Annotated in this window: 16 protein-coding genes; 9 read left to right on the forward strand and 7 right to left on the reverse strand. The window is 49.2% G+C overall.

The genetic code is table 11. The annotated features are described in order from the left end of the window. The first annotated feature begins 14 nt into the window (after nt 1-14). The 4 genes from GmarT_RS12270 to GmarT_RS12285 all read left to right on the forward strand — a co-directional run bounded on the left by GmarT_RS12270 (nt 15) and on the right by GmarT_RS12285 (nt 5,491). Nucleotides 15-1,448, forward strand: coding sequence for a neutral/alkaline non-lysosomal ceramidase N-terminal domain-containing protein (locus GmarT_RS12270; protein WP_002646228.1), 1,434 nt, complete (start codon nt 15-17; stop codon nt 1,446-1,448). 162 nt (nt 1,449-1,610) lie between these two features. Further along, the gene (locus GmarT_RS12275; RefSeq protein ID WP_002646227.1) at nt 1,611-3,821 is read left to right on the forward strand and encodes a prenyltransferase/squalene oxidase repeat-containing protein; all 2,211 of its coding nucleotides are present in this window, start codon (nt 1,611-1,613) and stop codon (nt 3,819-3,821) included. Nucleotides 3,822-3,959: 138 nt separating this feature from the next. Continuing rightward, nucleotides 3,960-5,063 (forward strand): HD domain-containing protein, encoded by a 1,104-nt coding sequence (locus GmarT_RS12280; protein ID WP_002646226.1) that lies wholly within the window; start codon nt 3,960-3,962, stop codon nt 5,061-5,063. A gap of 56 nt (nt 5,064-5,119) precedes the next feature. Then, nucleotides 5,120-5,491 carry a response regulator gene (locus GmarT_RS12285; RefSeq protein WP_002646225.1) on the forward strand — a complete coding sequence of 124 codons (372 nt, stop codon included), beginning with the start codon at nt 5,120-5,122 and terminating at the stop codon, nt 5,489-5,491. On the opposite strand, the gene GmarT_RS12290 is transcribed toward GmarT_RS12285, so the two are convergent. Next, nucleotides 5,479-7,083 carry an N-acyl-D-amino-acid deacylase family protein gene (locus tag GmarT_RS12290; protein ID WP_002646224.1) on the reverse strand — a complete coding sequence of 535 codons (1,605 nt, stop codon included), beginning with the start codon at nt 7,081-7,083 and terminating at the stop codon, nt 5,479-5,481. The two genes, GmarT_RS12285 and GmarT_RS12290, sit on opposite strands and share 13 nt — an antisense overlap. Before the next feature lie 321 nt (nt 7,084-7,404). On the opposite strand from GmarT_RS12290, the gene GmarT_RS12295 reads away from it, so the two are divergent. Next, nucleotides 7,405-8,730 carry a Gfo/Idh/MocA family protein gene (locus GmarT_RS12295; RefSeq protein ID WP_002646223.1) on the forward strand — a complete coding sequence of 442 codons (1,326 nt, stop codon included), beginning with the start codon at nt 7,405-7,407 and terminating at the stop codon, nt 8,728-8,730. A gap of 77 nt (nt 8,731-8,807) precedes the next feature. Here GmarT_RS12295 and GmarT_RS12300 read toward each other — a convergent pair whose 3' ends face one another. After that, the gene (locus tag GmarT_RS12300; protein ID WP_002646222.1) at nt 8,808-9,086 is read right to left on the reverse strand and encodes a hypothetical protein; all 279 of its coding nucleotides are present in this window, start codon (nt 9,084-9,086) and stop codon (nt 8,808-8,810) included. A gap of 343 nt (nt 9,087-9,429) precedes the next feature. On the opposite strand from GmarT_RS12300, the gene GmarT_RS12305 reads away from it, so the two are divergent. Beyond that, nucleotides 9,430-10,596, forward strand: coding sequence for a hypothetical protein (locus tag GmarT_RS12305; RefSeq protein ID WP_149302772.1), 1,167 nt, complete (start codon nt 9,430-9,432; stop codon nt 10,594-10,596). 15 nt (nt 10,597-10,611) lie between these two features. Here GmarT_RS12305 and GmarT_RS12310 read toward each other — a convergent pair whose 3' ends face one another. Together GmarT_RS12310 and GmarT_RS12315 are read right to left on the reverse strand one after the other, a co-directional pair. Further along, the gene (locus GmarT_RS12310; RefSeq protein ID WP_002646218.1) at nt 10,612-11,739 is read right to left on the reverse strand and encodes a M20 family metallopeptidase; all 1,128 of its coding nucleotides are present in this window, start codon (nt 11,737-11,739) and stop codon (nt 10,612-10,614) included. 25 nt (nt 11,740-11,764) lie between these two features. Further along, complete coding sequence (locus GmarT_RS12315) at nt 11,765-12,700, reverse strand: dienelactone hydrolase family protein (RefSeq protein WP_002646217.1); 936 nt, start codon at nt 12,698-12,700, stop codon at nt 11,765-11,767. A 253-nt stretch (nt 12,701-12,953) separates the two neighbouring features. On the opposite strand from GmarT_RS12315, the gene GmarT_RS12320 reads away from it, so the two are divergent. Then, nucleotides 12,954-14,021 carry a WD40 repeat domain-containing protein gene (locus tag GmarT_RS12320; protein WP_002646215.1) on the forward strand — a complete coding sequence of 356 codons (1,068 nt, stop codon included), beginning with the start codon at nt 12,954-12,956 and terminating at the stop codon, nt 14,019-14,021. A gap of 8 nt (nt 14,022-14,029) precedes the next feature. On the opposite strand, the gene GmarT_RS12325 is transcribed toward GmarT_RS12320, so the two are convergent. Together GmarT_RS12325 and GmarT_RS12330 are read right to left on the reverse strand one after the other, a co-directional pair. Next, nucleotides 14,030-14,320 (reverse strand): hypothetical protein, encoded by a 291-nt coding sequence (locus GmarT_RS12325; protein WP_002646214.1) that lies wholly within the window; start codon nt 14,318-14,320, stop codon nt 14,030-14,032. A gap of 106 nt (nt 14,321-14,426) precedes the next feature. Beyond that, nucleotides 14,427-15,314 (reverse strand): DUF1559 domain-containing protein, encoded by an 888-nt coding sequence (locus GmarT_RS12330; RefSeq protein WP_002646213.1) that lies wholly within the window; start codon nt 15,312-15,314, stop codon nt 14,427-14,429. A 201-nt stretch (nt 15,315-15,515) separates the two neighbouring features. Between GmarT_RS12330 and GmarT_RS29505 the strand changes: the two genes are divergently transcribed. Then, on the forward strand, nt 15,516-15,656 hold the full coding sequence (locus tag GmarT_RS29505) for a hypothetical protein (RefSeq protein ID WP_155367875.1): 141 nt from the start codon (nt 15,516-15,518) through the stop codon (nt 15,654-15,656). A gap of 101 nt (nt 15,657-15,757) precedes the next feature. Continuing rightward, nucleotides 15,758-16,777 carry a zinc ribbon domain-containing protein gene (locus GmarT_RS12335; RefSeq protein ID WP_002646211.1) on the forward strand — a complete coding sequence of 340 codons (1,020 nt, stop codon included), beginning with the start codon at nt 15,758-15,760 and terminating at the stop codon, nt 16,775-16,777. 103 nt (nt 16,778-16,880) lie between these two features. Here the strand turns inward: GmarT_RS12335 and GmarT_RS12340 are convergent, their stop codons facing one another. Continuing rightward, on the reverse strand, nt 16,881-17,825 hold the full coding sequence (locus tag GmarT_RS12340; RefSeq protein ID WP_002646210.1) for a hypothetical protein: 945 nt from the start codon (nt 17,823-17,825) through the stop codon (nt 16,881-16,883). Nucleotides 17,826-18,151: the final 326 nt, after the last annotated feature.

Raw genomic sequence — 18,151 nt, forward strand, 5'->3', positions numbered from 1 at the left:
CGTGAGGTATTACAATGAAAACGTTTTTTCTCCAACTGTCGCTGGTAACAATTCTGTTTCACTGGACAACGTCTGCCGCGATAACAAGGGTTGCTGCGGCGGAAGCTGATGGCAATCCGGAATGGCGTGGTGCTGCTGCTTCTGTTGTGATTACGCCGGACAAACCGATGTGGATGTCAGGCTATGCAGCCCGCACGAAACCTTCAGAGGGAAAAGTGCATGATCTGTACGCCAAACTGCTGATTCTGGAAGATAGCCGCGGCCAAAAAGTGGTGATTATCACAACCGACCTGATTGGAATTACGCCAGCACTTCGCGATCCCATTGCTGCGCGTCTTGAATCGGATTTTAAAATTCCTTCTGTCGCCCTGTTGATGAACGCTTCCCATACGCATTGTGGACCCGAATTACGGGAAGACAAAGCGACCCGCCGCGGACTGGGAGGAGATCGAGGTGCTGAAGCCCGGCAATATACGAAAATGCTGGTTGAGAAACTTCTCAAGGCGATCGAAGCAACTCTGCCTCGACTTGAACCGGTTGAGTTGAAGTATGCTTCCGCGCGGGCCGGCTTTGCGATGAACCGTCGTCTGCCCACTCCCAAGGGAGTGATTAATAGTCCCTACCCGGAAGGCCCTGTAGATCAGCGGGTACCGGTATTGATTGTAGAACGGCCTGATCGTTCTCTGGTGGCAGCTTTGTTTGGCTATGCCTGTCACAATACGACGCTCAGCTTTTACCAGTTTTGTGGTGACTATGCCGGATATGCCCAGGAATATCTGGAAGACGCTCATCCGGGGATGGTGGCGCTGTTTATGATGGGCTGTGGTGGAGATCAGAATCCCTATCCACGCCGGTCTCTGGATCTGGCGAAACAGCACGGTCGTGCGCTCTCCAATGCTGTTGAGGTGGCTCTCTCCGTCAAACAGCCTCGTGAAATTCATGGGCTACTGGGAATTGCCATGGAAGAGGTCGAACTGGAATTTGCCGCGCCCCCTTCCCGGGAAGAACTGCTCAAACGGAAAGAAACAGGCAACAAATATGAACAGAGCCACGCGATTCGTCTCCTGGATCAACTCGATGAGCGGGGGGGGATTCAGACCAGTTATGCCTTTCCTCTGCAGGTCATTCAGTTTGGGAATGATCTGACTTTAGCAGCCATTTGTGGCGAAACGGTAGTAGATTATTCTCTCAGACTGCAGCAGGAACTGAAATCAGGGAATGAGAATTCCCAGGAACAGGAGCCTGTTGTCTGGATTGCCGGTTATTCGAATTATGTTTTCGGCTATCTTCCCAGTCTGCGTGTCCTGAAAGAAGGGGGCTACGAAGGGAACAGAGCCATGATTTATACTTCGTACCCCGGTCCCTTTGCTGAATCGGTCGAGCAGCGGGTGGTTTCCAAAATTAAGGACCTTACTGCTCAAGCCAGAATGTCCACCCAGCAGAAGTAGTCTCAATTTCGATCATCAATTTGTTTTACTTTTGTCTCAAGTGCGAGGATTTTTAAATTTCCATTTCGCTTTTCCAGGCGGTTGATTTAGAATGCATGAATGTTTGTTAAAGATATTATTATCTTTAAAGGTTCTATTCTTCCCCGCCTGGAGTAGTCAGTGATGCGCCGTCAACTGTTCCAATATGTGTGTTTTGGTATTGGTTTTGTGATATTCTCAACAGTCGTGTCCTCCAATATGCAGGCACAGACTGAGCAGGAAGTGACCGCTTCCCGTCTTAAGGGAGTCGAGTTTCTCAAATCCCAGCAGCAGGAAGATGGCAGCTGGGAATTTGAAGGTCATCCGGTGGGGATTACAGCGCTCTGTACGATGGCGCTTCTGGAGAATGGGATCCCTGTCAATGATCCTCTGATTCAGAAAGGCAGGCAGTTTGTCCTGAAGGACTCAGAGAAACTCAAATCAACATATGATCTGTCTCTGGCAATTCTGCTCTTATCGCGAATCGGTAATCGAGAAGACAAGGCTGAGATCCGCCGGTTCGCTGCACGTTTAATTGCAGGTCAGACCACAACGGGAGGCTGGAGTTATACTTGTCCTCTGGCATCTGCGAGTAGTTTAAGTAACCCGCGAGCCCGACCCAAACTGGGAACCTCACCCGGCGATAACAGTTGCACTCAATTTGCGGTGCTTGGCCTGTGGACGGCTTCCCGTTCGAATATTAACATTGATGATTCAATGATCGGGGTGGCACGGCGGTTTGTTGAAACGCAGAACGAAGATGGAGGCTGGAGTTACAAGCTGCCAACCGAAGAGATGAAAGAACCATCCAGGAATTCGATGACGCTGGCAGGTTTATTTTGTCTGACAGTGGCCCGTGCGACAAAGATTCGTTCGCTCAATCAGGACGTTCTGAAGGATGCAGAATCCAGAACCGAAACGAAGAAGGAAGGCGATACTCTGATCTCCGATCCGATTTTTGCCAAAGGTCTGGAGATGGCGGGCACCTATGCTGCAGGAATCAGTGCCTCATCGGCCCGGTACTTTCTCTGGTCGACAGAGCGCGTAGGCGTCTTGCTGGGGCTGGAAACGCTGGGAAAAACCGACTGGTTTTCCAAAGGGGCCTCCGCGTTAATACAGACACAGAAAGAGGATGGCAGTTGGGAAGACTCGCGCGGGAAACTGGCAGAGACTGCTTTTGCAATTCTGTTTCTGCGAAAAGCGAATCTGGGGAGTGATATCTCACGGATGCTGAACGGAGAACCGGCAAAGAAATTTCAGATCTATACCCAGGAGAAAAAACCGGAGTTCGAAACCCTGCAGGCTGCAGTCGCCGCTGCCAAAGCGGGAGATTTGATTCGCGTGAATGGGGATGGGCCGTTTGGAGTGCCTCATCTGGAAATAGATAAGGATTTGAGCATAGAAGCCGGCTTTGGCTATGCTCCAGTTTTTCAGTATGAACGCGGGAAGAACCGGCTTGGTTTGCGGTCACGGCCGGAACGGGACCCGGATGTACGCCATATCCTACGGGTATCGAAAGGAACCCTGGCTCTGGAAGGGATCGGTTTTGAATTTGATCCTCCCGAAGTCGGTAAAGATGTCCCCTGGGCGGCGATTGTGGTGAATGGTGGAAACTTAAAAATGCTGAACTGTACGATTTCAGAGCAGAATGACAAAGGCATGGCAGCAGTTCAATTTTTAAAACCGACCGACTCGACAATAACAAACTGTTTTTTCGTGGGAGGACGCGCATCCTTTGAAATCGAAGGGACGGGGAAACAGACGATTTCGGTTGATGATTCGATTCTTTTTTCACGAAAAATATTCTCTGTTCTGAAAAGTACCGGTACGACTGCGGGGGGCGATATTAATCTGAATCTGTCTCATTGTACGGTTCAAGGTGCTGAAGGTTTTGTGTTTGAACGATTCGTGAAAAATATTCATGTTAAGAGTGACCACTGTGCGTTCAAAGTAGAAAACCTGGGGCTTTCAATGCTGTCAGCCAAAGGTTCAAAGGAAAACCGGTCATTTGCAGGAGATGCAAATGTCTATGATGTAGATGACTGGCTGGGGTTGAGCGGCAAGGCTGAGTCCGGAGTGACCGATGTCAAAAGCTGGAGCCAGTTTTGGGGAAATACCGATGAGACATCTCTGGGAGATACATTGGCGTTTGCATTTCGCCGGCCTAATAATTCATTCAATCATCGCTATAAACCCGAGGACTGGGAAGTCTCGGAGAGTTCACCGCTGCTGGCACGAGGACTGGATTTTGGAGCTAAACCGGCGAGTGTTGGTGCCGGCGCAGGATTCAGCCGCTTTCGCAGTAGTATTCTCTATAATGAATGGAAGCAGAAGCAGCTCGCAGAGGCGAAGTAAGCGGAATTCGAGCCGAAAGCGATTTGCTTTTCCTTCATCAAACGTTAGAATTCCCTGCTGACTGATATTTATGGCTGTTCATGAATATCATTTCACCCTGTCAACGATTCGACGGTGAGAACGTTCACCGATTTATGAATGAATTCGAGTAAACAGCGCCGCCAGATTATTTTTGAAGCGGCACGACTGATGTATTCGCGACAAGAGACAGAATATTATCGGGCCAAAATGAAAGCGGCCCGTAAAGTCTGCCAGGGCTGGGTTAAACCAGCCGATCTCCCCAGTAACCGCGAAATTCGAGACGAAATCCAGCGTTTTGCCTGCACGTTTGAGGGCGAATCCCGCACTGAAAATCTGCTGGGCATGCGGCTGCAGGCGTTGCGGTTTCTGCGAATGTTCAAGCCGTTTCATCCAAAACTGATCGGCAGTACTCTGACCGGACATATTCGACAGGGCTCGGATATTGATATTCATGTGTTTTCACACAGTTGTGAAGCAATAACGGCGCAACTGGATGAGGAAGGGATTTCCTATCGTGTCGAACACAAAACCGTGAAAAAACATGGTGAAGAGCGAATTTTTACACACATCCATATTCAAGATGAATTTCCTGTAGAACTGACTTTGTATCCCACCGAGCGTTCAAGCTATGGATTCAAGTGTTCGATTACCGGGAAACGGATTGAACGTGCCACATTGCCTGAGTTTGAACAACTGCTGGAAAAAGAATATCCGGGGATCGATCTGGATCAGCGGCTGGCGGAAGTTGAAGAGAGCATCGACCGGTTCCAGATGTATCGTTTGTTGCTGCTCCCATTAGCGGGAGTTAAACAGTCCAAAAAATATCATCCGGAAGGAGATGCGTTATATCACAGCCTGCAGGTGTATGATCTGGCCTGTGATGAGCTCCCCTATGACGAGGAGTTTCAGTTGGCTGCATTACTGCATGATGTGGGAAAGGCCATTGATCCGCATGATCACGTCGAAGCGGGCTTGCAGGCGCTGGAAGGATTGATTACAGAAAGGACTGCCTGGTTGATTCAGCATCATATGGATGCGCATGCCATCCGGGCAGGAACGCTGGGAGCACGTGCACGACGGCGGTTGATGGCGAACGAAAGCTATGAAGATCTGCTGTTGCTGGAAGAGTGCGATCACAATGGTCGTGAACCAGGGGTTGAGGTGCCTGATGTGGAAGATGCTCTAGAAGCGATTCAGGAACTGTCCCGCCTGTGCGGCTGATTTCTCCCTAATTAAAAATAGTATTATTATAATTAAATGAGAGAGGATTTATACCAATGCCAAAACGTGTCTTGAGTGTCGGACAATGTGTGCCGGATTCCAGTTCATTATCACGCTTTCTGACCAGCCACTTTGATGTGAAGATTGATCAGGCAGATGTGGAAAACGATACCATGGAGAAATTAAAATCGACGGAGTATGACCTGGTCCTGATCAACCGCAAACTGGATGCCGACTACAGTGACGGTATTGAACTCATCCAGAAGATCAAAGCCGGTTCCGATGTCAAACAGAGTCCGCTGATGCTGGTCTCCAATTATCCGGAGTACCAGGAACAGGCCGTTGAGGTGGGAGCCGTGTATGGTATTGGTAAAGATCAATACCGGGATCCACAGACAGCTGCCCGTCTGCAGCCTTATTTAGGTTGATAGCGGAGATAGCGGCCCGGTAATGTCTGCGAAGTGATTTCCAGCGGCTGATTATTGTGTACAATGGGAATTCCATTGGTGAAGACATATTCGATGCCGCTGGAGAATTGCTGCGGATTATCATAGGTGGCATGATCCTGCACCGTATCAGGATCAAAAATCACCAGGTCTGCAAAATGCTGTTCTTTCACGAACCCCCGCTGCGCCATGCCGAAACGTTTCGCTGCAGAACCGGATAATTTATAGACAGCATCTTCCAGTGAAAAGAGCTTGTGGTCTCGTACGCAGGGACCCAGCAGACGGGCTGCCGAACCAAACTGGCGAGGGTGGATCATGCCCCCTTCCATATAAATTCCGTCGGTTCCCATCATGTACAGGTCATGCTTCAGAACAGGATCAACGAGCCGGTCATCTCCCATGTTAAAGACCAGCAGGACCGCCATTTCTTCTTCAATCAGCAGGTTGATCAATGCTTCTTCTTTAGGAAGACCTGATTCTTCCACATACTGGCTCAGCGATTTGCCTTGATGCTGTTTATTCTTTTCGGTGAGTACCCAGGCAATCTGGATCGCAGAAATATCCAGCAGATAATTTTCCAGTCCATATTTGAAACGCAACTGCATTTCGGGCTGTTTTAACTTTTCAATCGCTTTTTTCGGTCCGTCTTCAAATACTTCATAAGGCAGCAGAAAGTGCAGCATGGTGGAACCGGGTTGATAGGGATACACATCAAACGAGATATCAACTTCGTGACGGGCAACTTTGTCGATGTATTCGAGAGCCTCTTCTGCCTGACCGGGATGTTGCCCTTTCATATGGGAAATATGCACTTTGACCCCTGCTCTTTTTCCAATCTCAACCAGTTCTTCGATAGCCGGCATCAGCGATTTTTTGTAGCGGATATGCGAGACATAGAGCCCGTCGTATTCGGCCATTGCCTGACAGGCTTCGACCAGTTCATCTGTTGTGGAAAAACATTGCGCGACATAATCGAGACCGGTTGACAGGCCGACTGCGCCTGCCTCCATCCCTTTGCGGACATCGGCGCAGATCTGTTTCATCTGAAAATCATCAACTCGCTGACGACCGAAACCACACGCCATTGAACGCAGGTTCGCATAGGGAATGTGCGTCATTACGTTCTGCACATTCTTGCCGTCGATCAGGTTCATATAATCCTGCAGCGATTCCCAGCCGGTATATTCATGCGGGTAGAGTCCGTCCAGCGACTGCAGATAATAGACCCAGTCCGCAGCGGTGCAGCGGTCCACGGGGGCATACGAGATACCATCCGCCATGATGACTTCGGTGGTGAAGCCCTGAGAGGTTTTGGAGATGAAGTTGGGTGTATTGAGCAGCCAGCTGTCGGAGTGATTATGTACATCCACAAAACCGGGAGCGACGACTTTGTTGGTGGCGTCGATCACGGTGGCTCCTGAACTTTCAGGCAGTTCACCAATCGCGACGATGGCATCCCCTTTGATACCGACATCTGCCTGATAGCGCGGAGAACCTGTACCATCAATCACAGTACCGCCAGAAATTAAAATATCAAAAACTGGGTTTTCGCCGGTGGATTCATGGGTGTTCATAGATTACGTCAATTTCATCTAGCGGGGTGATCTGGGTGGGAACGCTGAATCTTAAGTTTACTTTGACATGATTCCTGTTCAGAGAAAAGTCTCGCTGGAAAATATTTCAAAATAATCAGGAGCTCTCAAGCCTCAGCCCTGAAGCTGCTGTTTGAAGATCCTGCCTGATTTAGGCGTAATTCTGTTTTCTTTCGTCTGGGGGATAACTACAATAAATAGAAATTATCCGATATGAGAATCCTGAAAGTTCAGAAACGTTTTAACCGACAAAGATAAAATGGCGTAATACGATAACATTAGACATTCAAACAGGAGCACTTCATGAGTCAACGTACTACTCGCCGCGAGTTTATTAAACAATCCTCGGCGTTAGGCGCCGCGTTCTGGGTAAGCGGACAAAACCTGCTGGCAGCAGAAAAATCGCCACTGGAAAAATTGAATTTTGCTTCGATTGGTGTCGGCGGCAAAGGTTCCAGCGATTCAAAATCTGCCGCCGATAACGGGAATTTGATTGCCATCTGTGATATCGATGACAAACGTCTGCTCAAAGCGGCAGCCCGCTATCCCAAAGCGAAAAAGTTTAATGATTACCGGGAAATGCTGACCGAAATGGAAGGCCAGATTGATGCGGTCACTGTCAGTACTCCAGATCATTCACACGCTCCTGCCAGTGTGATGGCGATGAAAAAAGGCAAGCACTGTTTTACTCAGAAACCATTGACCTGGTCAGTTCACGAAGCACGTGTGATGCGGGAAACAGCTCAAGAACATGGCGTGGCCACTCAGATGGGGAACCAGGGAACAGCCAAGGACGGATTCCGGGAAGCTGTCGAAGTCATTCGTTCGGGCGTACTGGGGAACGTACGGGAAGCACATGTATGGACCAACCGGCCTGTATGGGGCAAAGGCGTTGATCGTCCACCCACAGGGGAACCGGCTCCCAAACACATTCACTGGGATCTGTTCCTGGGACCTGCACCCTACCGCGAATTCAGCACATTGTACCATCCGTTTGAATGGCGTGGCTGGCTGGATTTCGGCACCGGGGCTCTGGGCGACATGGCTTGTCACACCATGAACATGCATGTGATGGCGCTGGATCTGTACGATCCACAGTCGATTGTCGCAGAACAGGAAGGCATGATCGAAAACGAAACCTATCCCAAGTCCACGAAGATCACTTATCAGTTTGGTGAGCGCGGCGAAGGAAACAAACTCTGCCCGCTGAAACTGACCTGGTACGATGGCGGTAATTTACCACCTGAAGAACTGCTGATGGGTGAGAAAATGAAATCGAGTGGCGTGGTTCTCGTGGGAGATGAAGGTAATTTTTATACGCCCGATGACTACGGCGCAGAATATGTGCTGCTGCCCAAAGACAAGTTCAAAGACTTCAAAAAACCGGAGCAGAGCCTGCCTCGTTCTCCCGGTCACTTTGAAGAATTTGTTGTGGCCTGTAAAGGCGGAGATCCGGCAATGTCCAGCTTCAACTACGCCAGCCGTCTGACAGAAACGACCCTGCTGGGCAATGCTGCCATTCGTGCCGGCAAGAAGCTGGAATGGGATGCAAAGAAAATGGAATTCACGAACGCTCCAGAAGCTAATAAATTCCTGAGTCGTGACTACCGTGATGGATGGTCTCTGTAAACTGAGATTATCTGGTTAAATAATAAAGCCCCGCGGGACACTGGTTCCGTGGGGCTTTTTAGTTTGAGATGAACGGATCAGCGAATAATATCTTCCAGCGCCGAAAGTGAAACGACTTCTCTTCGCGAGACCAGCGCGCGCTCTCGATTCGCGGCGATCCCGTGCAGACCAATTTTATGGACGTACGTTTCCCGTGTGGTAGTAGTATCGCGCAGATCATGTACGTCTGCATTTTCCAGAAACAGGTAATGCTGATCCTGCCCGATCAGAGTTCCGGCGATCACATACAGACTGGAAAGGTCGACGACGACCGTTTTTCCAATCAGCTGTGCCAGATACTGGGAATCCTCACTCATCTTATGTTCTGTCCTAAACTGGATGCCGAGCGATCTCAGCAGATGTTACTATTTTCTGAGCCTCTATTCTGACTGGATTTCCATTGAAATCAACCGGTGGAGCTCAGACAGTCTGGAAGATTTCAGCCATGGAACGTTCCACGAAGGGCGCGGTGGTAAACCTGGGTTGACCAGATTCGCAAAATGAAATAAGAGAGAGTACTCAGAATTCTCTCACCTCTTCTGACTGCTTTCCCCACACAATAATTAAATCCAAGTCTTGATATATCAATCGTTTAGGCATAGTACAGCCATCTCGTTGATGTTTATCTTGTTCTGTCTCACACTCGTGAAACGGGTTAATATGAAGATTTCCAGTTCCCAATCTAAATCGTCAATTATCATGTACGCCTGCCTGGTCTGCTTCGGTCTGTCCGATCTGGATCTTGCATTTTCTCAGGAACCCCTGCCGGCAACAGTTCGTTCCGAGACCTCATTGCTGTTGATGAAAACCGGCCGCATGGTTTCCGGCGAGATCAGTGAAAGTGCCGGTGGATATCTCGTTAAGAACCCGACCGGCAGCATGGTGGTTCCCTTCGACAGCGTGTTGTTCGAAGCGAAGGATTTACATGAAATCTACCTGAAACAGCGTGCGGCAATGAAGTACCCGACAGCGAATTCACATCTGGATCTAGCCCGCTGGTGCATCACCAATGAGCTTTACGAAGAGGCCAAAAGTGAGTTGCGCGATGCGATCCGGCTGGAACCAAAACGTTCGGAACCACAGTTGATGCTACGTCGACTGATGGGCGTTTCAGCCGAGAATCAGCCTACAGTCCAGGAAAAGATTCAGGAAACTTTGATCAAAAAACAACTGGAAAGTTCTGACGAGGCGACCTCGCTGACCGGTATCTCGCGCGAGCAGTCGGCTTTATTTGTACGTAAAATTCAGCCGATCATGCTGAATAAATGTGGGAATGCCAATTGTCACGGCAATGCTGCGAAATCGGAATTTCGTCTGACACAGGTCACCCGTCGATATGGAAACCATCGTTTTTATGCTGAGAAAAACCTGGCAGAAGTATTGCGGTGGATTGACCTGGAAGACCCACTGCGCAGCCAGCTACTGGTCAAATCAGAGCAGGAACATCCGCAGCAGGGAATGGTGGTATACACGGGTTATGCCGGACGAAAACAACAGGTGGTTATTCAGAAATGGGTTGCCGATGTAGTTGCGGATCGTATTAAGCAAGATCAGTTACGTGCAGATCGTCTGACGAAGCGGGCGCAACGCCGTACCGGACAGGCACGGGAAAATCTGCTGAAACTGGCTGCGGGTATTTCGACGACAAAGGAAATTCAGCAGGCTGATATGGAAGTGGAACCAGCACAGTTAAAAGGGGATGTCTCCCTGATTTCCGGTTTCGAGCCGAAAAAACTTTCCGATCAGGAAATCAATGAGCTGGTCAAAGAGAAGCCTGCCGATCCGTTTGATCCGGAACAGTTCAACAACGCTGCTGCTCCAGAGTAATGACCTCTTTTGCTGTCAGCAGCACCAGTGTTCAATGAGCTTAGCAAACTTTTGTGTGCCCAACTCCAGCTGTTCCAGTTCGATGAATTCATCGTGCGTATGTGCCTGACCGATGTCTCCTGGCCCGAAGACGACCATGTTCTTCATTTCCGGAAACAGACTGCCATCCGTGCCATAGGAAACGGTCTTTGCTTTATCTTTGCCGGCAATCTGCAGGACTTCGTTGACGAAGGGAGAGTTCGGGTCTGTGTAAACAGGGGTGCCGCCGCACTTGAACTGAAATTCAAGGCCACACTTTTCGGCGGCGCTGCGAGCACGCTCTACCAGTTCGTCTGGCTCCTGCCCTGGCATGGGACGGAAATAAACCGTACAGATACTCTGAGGTGGCGTGATATTGACGGCCGAAGTCTTGTCGTTGATCCCGATGTTCCATCCGTTCGTAGGGGGATCGAATTCTTCATTCTGCCAGCGGGGATCGGTCATGCATTCGTCATACAGTTTTTTCATTTCGACGAGAAACGGAATCATAGCCAGGTTGGCATTCACGCCGGTACTCAGGCTGGAATGAGCGGCCCGACCGTGTGAGATCACCTGAAAGCCATACGTTCCTTTGTGAGCATAAACGACTTCCAGTCGAGTGGGCTCTCCGATAATCCCATGAGTTTCACCAGCCACCATTTCCTGGTACATGGTAGATTTTTCTGCAACGTTCCGGGCACCGTGATAGCCTACTTCTTCATCGGCGGTACATGTGATGTAGAGCGGATGTTTCAAATCGCGTTCGACATACTGTTTCGCGGCGGCGAGCATGCAGGCAATGGAGCCTTTCATGTCACAACTGCCTCGGCCGTACAGCTTGTCATCAATCTGCGTCGGTGTGAAAGGACTGAAGTCTTCTGTGAACCAGGGATCAGCGGGAACAACGTCAGTATGAGCAAAATAGGCCATGCCCCCCTGCCCTGAGCCCCGCCGGCCGATGATATTGGCTTTGCGAATTCCCTTCGCGTCGTCGTATTCCAAACGCTCAATGGCAAACCCCAGATTTTTCAGAACGGCTTCCACATAATCGCTGACTGCCAGGTTCGAGAAACAACTGGTGGACTCGAAGGTCACGAGTTCTCTGGTATAGTTCAATGCATCCATGAATATTTCCGTGCTTTTAAAAATGTTAAGTCTTTAGATATCGCTGGAACTGGGACAGGGTCTTCTCCCACATGGCGGGAGAGAGCACGTGCCCGGATCCCTCTTCAATATAATAAGTAAAGTTTGTTTCTGCATTCATGGCAGCATAGTTGTTTGCAATTATTTTGACACCGCGGCGGACTTCATCAATGGGGCTGCCTCCGTCGAGTTCGCCGAAATTCATATGCAACGGCCTGGGAGCGATCAGAGCAGCGATATCGGGTGTATCACCGTATTCATAGATGCCCGGAATAAAATTGGGGAAACAGTGCAGCATGTGTTCGCGATGAATGCCTTTATAAGTAGGCAGACAGCAGTTGCCCACCAGGCATTTGATACGTGGTTCCCAGGGGCCGATGAGCCAGGTATGTGTGGAACCCATCGAGTGCCCGTAGCAGCCGATTTTCTCGTCTATGACTTCGGGACGGCTCTGCAGAAAGTCGATGGCTCGTTTCATGTCCAGTATATTTTTCCAGGCCATACTTTTGCCATCGACGACGTAGCGCAGGAATTCAAAGCGTTCGTAATTTCCCGCTTTCAGTTTGCCCGTCGGGTCCTGCCGTTCTTCAAAACAGAGTGCATCGGGACAGAGCACGACAAAACCCTCTTTGGCGAGTGCGGCTCCGGTGTGATGCATCGGGTTTCCGGTCAGGCCTGCCGGTTCGCTTTTCCCCAGATGGTACTGCCCGGCATGCTGGTGCCAGACCGCGACGGCGGGCGCCGGATGTGCAGGCGAGACCATGTCGGGAATCAGCAGCATGGCAGGAATCGGATCGCCGACCTCGGCTTCGTAGGTCAGCGATTCAATCCGGTAACCATCCTTCTGAATCGTATCACGGTGCTTGACATTCAAGTCCGGCGGCGCGGGCCAGTCTCCGCCCAGACCAGCTAACAGTTTTTGTTTAAAATCGGCGGGGGGCATCGGGGGCTCCAGATAAAAAGAAACTTTATGCTATGGGCATTTTCTCATTTATATCGTTTACGGTAACTGTGATAAAGCAGGACGTCAGAAATAAGGGGCAACAGATTACGATTTCCTTTTTTTGTTCGAGGCCTTTACTGAGAAAACAATTGGTAAGTCAAGATATGATTCTTCTATAATAGAAATAGAGTATATTCAATTCTGGAATTCCGAAGATCTATGGGAAGAACCTCAGTAGCAGGGAGTCTAATCAATGTTACGAATTCTTATCTCGGGAGCCATGTGGTTGACGCTGGGCTTTTCGCATCTGTCGGCTGAGGATCGGTCTGATGTTCGCGAAAAATTTCGGAGTCATGCGCAGAGTCTGGTGATTCCCGAAGATCCAAATGGGAATACCAGTGTCATCAGTGATTTAGAGTTCTCTTCTGACAGTAAAATGTTAGCGGTAACCTATGGCAGATTTCGTGGATTACTACAGAAACCAGACCCGGGCCAGGCAATTGTCTGGGATGTCGCCAGTGGAAAGCGCCTGGCGACGTTTAACAGCTTTAAAGATGGCGGCAGCAGTGTTGATTTTTCGAAAGATGGGAAACTGCTTGCCACAGGCAGCTATGATGGCAGCGTGCAATTCTGGCGTGTCAAAGACTGGTCTCGTCAAGTACGGATCGAGTTAGATTCTGAGTCAGTCACTACTCTCGACTTCTCTCCTGACAGCACGAGTATTGCAGTCGGAACCATAGTGGGGGAAGAAGATGCTCTAAAACCGAATCTTCATCTCTACAAAGTTGCGACAGGACGGGAAATGAAAAGTCTGCGGTGTCCTGCTGATGATGTGGTCGGAGTGCAATTTTCTCTCGATGGAAAGTCGCTGGTTTGTGCTGGGATGAGGGGAGTTGTTCAAGTCTGGAACGTTCAGACTGATACCAGTCGAACGATTCTTCAGCCGGATGACCTGATGTTATTCTCAATGGCGGTCTCTCACGATGGTCAACTGATTGCAGCGGGAGGAAGTCTCTTTCAATATAAACACAAAAAATGGCAGATTCAGATTTGGGATACAGAGTCAGGAAAATTGAAGCAGGACAAAACTGAGACAGGCGGGATGCTCAGTTCTATCCGCTTTACTCCCGATGACCGCTGGCTGGTGATTGCTTCACGCCACTGTAAAGTGAAGCTGTGGAATCTCTCTACCAGTCAGAACATTGAAGTCTCACAACCGGGGATAGAGATTGCTGTTTCCCCTGATGGAAAGCTGCTGGCTCTGGCTGCCGAAAATAAGGTGGCAATTCTGGATTTCGAGAAGCTGATCAATGAAAAGTAATAAGTACTCTACTTCTTCATCGTCTCCACCAGTTTTGCTGCGAGTTCCTTCACGTCTTCGGGATCGGAGAGTTCGTTAAAGCTCTGTACGGTGACAGCCTGTTCCATGTGGCCGGCGTTTTCCAGGCCGACGGTCAGGTCCTGCAGCACGGCCGAGTATTCACCGGTCTCTGCGATTTTCTCGAGGGTAGGAACCAACTGGTTCTGTGAAAGGCCGGGGCTGATTTCGGGAGCAGCCGTGGAACTGCTTTCACAACCAGCCAGGGTGAGGGTCAAAAATAGGATTACGAAATATTTCATTGTGCCTGTCATCTCTTCAGGTATTAATGTGAGTAGGAGTGAGAAGATGGAGCGCCGTCCCTACTGGACGACGCACTCCATCAGTTTTTAAAGTAATGTGCTGAGCTTAAGGCAGATTGATGACGTTTCCGTCAGCGATGTATCCCATGTTGCCGTAGGTGGCGAGGTCGATGTTTTCACTGAGGAAGCGAACCGCCCCGTCACCAAACAGGAAGTGACAGCCTCCGGTGTGGGAACTGGTGAAGTTCCAGGAACCAGCGGTTCCATTGATGCCATAATAAGCGCTGCTTGGTGAGGTGATTGCGTTCTGTGTATAGTAGGCGGCATCGGAGTAATTACCGATCCAGATGGTGCCGTTTTTGGCGCCTTCCGTTCCCCGTTCGCCGATGAGCATAGTGTTACTTAAACCATCGCGAATATCCCGGAAAGCGACGTTGGAGTTATCGTAAAATGAACCGGTCGGCTTGGTCGAGCCGGAGCTTTTATAGGTGTTTCCGGCAACTCCGGTGTAATTGGATTTACCATATCCACCGACATCGGTATTGATGCCTCCCATGGGATCAGAGGGACAGATGTAGGCGCTTAGTTTGATTTTGGAATAAGGAACCGTCACAGTCGCCGTTCCTGTTGTGATTTCCGGGATAGTGGTCCAGTCGTTGTTAAAACCACCTGCCGAACCGATAGAATCGTAAAGGGCAGACTGCTCAACATAAGGCAGAATGAATGTGCCCCAACCCAACAGGTTATGATTAGTCACATTGGCGGCAGGATCGTCGTCCAGGTAACCGGGAGGCAGCGTGTTGTGCACGTCGTGGTAGTTGTGCATGGCGATTCCAATCTGTTTGACATTGTTCTTACAGGAGCTGCGGCGGGCGGCTTCCCGTGCCTGTTGTACTGCTGGTAGCAGTAAAGCGATCAAAATGGCGATGATGGCGATAACCACCAGCAGTTCAATCAGGGTAAATCCTTTAGTTCTTCGTTGACGTTGCAGCACGTTAGAATCTCCTTAGAGAAAAATGCGGTCGGATTGAAACAGTGAGTTTTATTCAGTGGATGAGAATGACTTCTGTTGCGCTCAGTGAGGCGGTGGTGGGACATTCCATTTCATAAAGATCAAATTGATCAGGAAGGTTCATTAGAGAAACTATTCTTGAGTGAGTATTTATCACCCTTATTTAAAAATAGGATTGTCGAAGTGTTAATAGTTCAAGAAGAGTCTACTGCGGAAGAAATAGATGACCTGTTTCACAATCAGGAAAACCTGATGAAGTTTGCTGAATTGCAGAATAAGGTGCTGCAGGTCGTCACGCGAACAGGTAGGATGCTGGTTGTATAGGGGAACAGAATATCCGAAAAGAATTTGATCTTCATGATGTTCTGAAACGTTAAGAAAAAAACAGCCGACAAAATATATGCTTCTTCTGATGAGAGACCAGGATGACGATCAAAATCAGTTGCGGAATCTGCGGTAAGAATTATAAGGTTCAGGACGAAGCAGCAGGAAAAAAACTCCGCTGTAAAGAGTGCGGCGAAACCATAAAAATTCCTGAACTGGAAGCAGAATTCGGTGACGGAGATGATTTTTCGAAACTGCTCGATGACGCCGTCGAAGAGGAGGCGAAAGCCAGAACGATTCGACGTCCCGTACGCAAACCGATGGTCAAGGCGGAAAAGTATGACGGCGATGAAGATGGACCGGTCACCGCTAAAAAAGAAAATAACTACACGCAGGATCTGGTTCAGACTTTTCTGTTTCTGCTTGACCCCGGCAACCTGTTTACCTTCGTCCTGATCTGCATGCTGCTCTTTGCCAAAGACATCATTTTACCCTTCGCCGCGATTTTAGGTTTGATTGGGCAACTGATCATTCTAGGCTGGTACAGCAATTATCGCTTCAGCGTCATCTACGAATCGGCTACAGGACGCAAAGAACTTCCCGAGTTAAGTCCCGAGGAAGGCTTCTTCTTTCCAATGCTGCAGTGGATTGCCACCTGGTTCATGGTACATTTTCCTGCGATGCTTTTTCTGGCTTACGCCGTCAACTTCGAAGGCTTTCTGCTGCTGAAAATCTTTATGATTGGAGTCGATCACGAAGCACTGACTGATTTACTGACGGGAGGGCAGATCGCGATTCTGATTTCTCTGTATAGTGCGGGACTGTTTTTCTGGCCGATCCTGGCGCTCTGTGTGGCCGTGGGAGGCTTTGAAACCGTGCTCCGGATTGATCTGATGCTGCTCACGATACTTAAATCATTCGCCGCTTATTTCTTTACAGCCGGCGCGATGTTCGTCTCGACGGTGGTTTATTTCTTTACTGCCTATATCGCTGCCCAGCACGGTATTGTCGTCGTCATTTTCATGATACCGGTCCTGCTTTACCTGGAAATTGTCGCGCTGAGGATGATTGGCCTGTACTACCATCACTTCAAGAAACAGTTCGCCTGGCATTGGGGCTAGACTGTATCCCCCTTTGAATGACGCATCTCCAGGGGACTGAATACCATCGTTCGAGAATTGAGGTGATTAATGGTAATACGTACAAACCGGAAGTTCCCGTAAATTATTTTTCGTACACCGTATCGACGACATGATCGAAGACGGGCCGCATTTTATCAAAGACTCCGTCATCACACAGGCAGACCAGATTAAACTGTACCCGACCTGTCAGCAGTGTCACACGATAGCCTTTCTGTTTTCCGCCCAGCAGACTTTTCGTGGTAAAGATTGACTGGCAGGCATCCCCCATTTTGGTTTTGAGTAATGTGTAGTTACCCAGCTCTTCATAGTTGGAATAATCGTCCTCAAACTTTTGTTTCATTAAATGGTGAATGCCAACTACAGGGGGCTCGATGTCTTCAGCATCGCCTCCCTGATTCATCGCGAGCCCGGCACTTCCCAACGCAGAACCGGCCATGTTCCCGCGAATGGAAATGGTGATTTCTTCATCCGGTGAAATAAATTTGGCCCAGCTCTGTACTCCCCCCTGACCTCCTCCGTTTTTAACTTTCCAGCCTGCGGGATACTCACAGCCAATATCACCGACTTCGGGCGAGAATTTATCGAATTTCTGTGGCACTTCTACATTGTCGGCGGCTACCTGCCCGGCATTGAGGGCACTGCTCGATTTTAACACAAAGTACCCCAGTCCCCCCGTGATCAACATTCCCAGCACACAGCCACCAATTAATAGCGGAAGTGGTATACTCGTTTCCGATTTCTTGGCTGACCTGGCAGACTTCTCGCTTGCTGATGCAGTACTTTTTTTGGTACTTGACTTTCCTTTCCGTTTACGGGCGCGGCGGGCGCGTTCCATCACAGAGTTATCGAATTCACCAAAGTCGTCTTCGAATTTATCAGGGGCTGGCTTCGATCTCTTTTTGCCGTCGGCTTTCAACACAAACGGTGTTTCACATGAATTGCATTTCACTTTTTTCCCAAGCAGATCAGGACTCTTGAGTTTCAACTTATTCTGGCAATGCGGGCAGGTTACCGTTACTCCGGCCATCGGCAATATCTCCTTTTAGCGAACGCAGTCTGTTCTCCGACGAGTTCAATGGAATGAAGCATGAGTTTGAGAGTGAAAAATACCGTTTTGAATACCCACTACAAAACTGGCGAATACCAGAGCGCATCACATTTCACCGTAGAGTCTCTCACTCTGATCAACTCGCTCTAAATGGCTCTGGAGACGTTATCGTAAAACTGGACACTGTTTAGTTGATAGAAATCCGACGTCAGAAAAGCAAGATCTACCTGAGATTCCTCACCAGAAATTCATAGAGGAAAACAGCAAAATAAACAGACAAACACAAACCAGTCCGCGATCTACAT

The sequence above is a fragment of the Gimesia maris genome (assembly GCF_008298035.1).
GTDB lineage: Bacteria > Planctomycetota > Planctomycetia > Planctomycetales > Planctomycetaceae > Gimesia > Gimesia maris.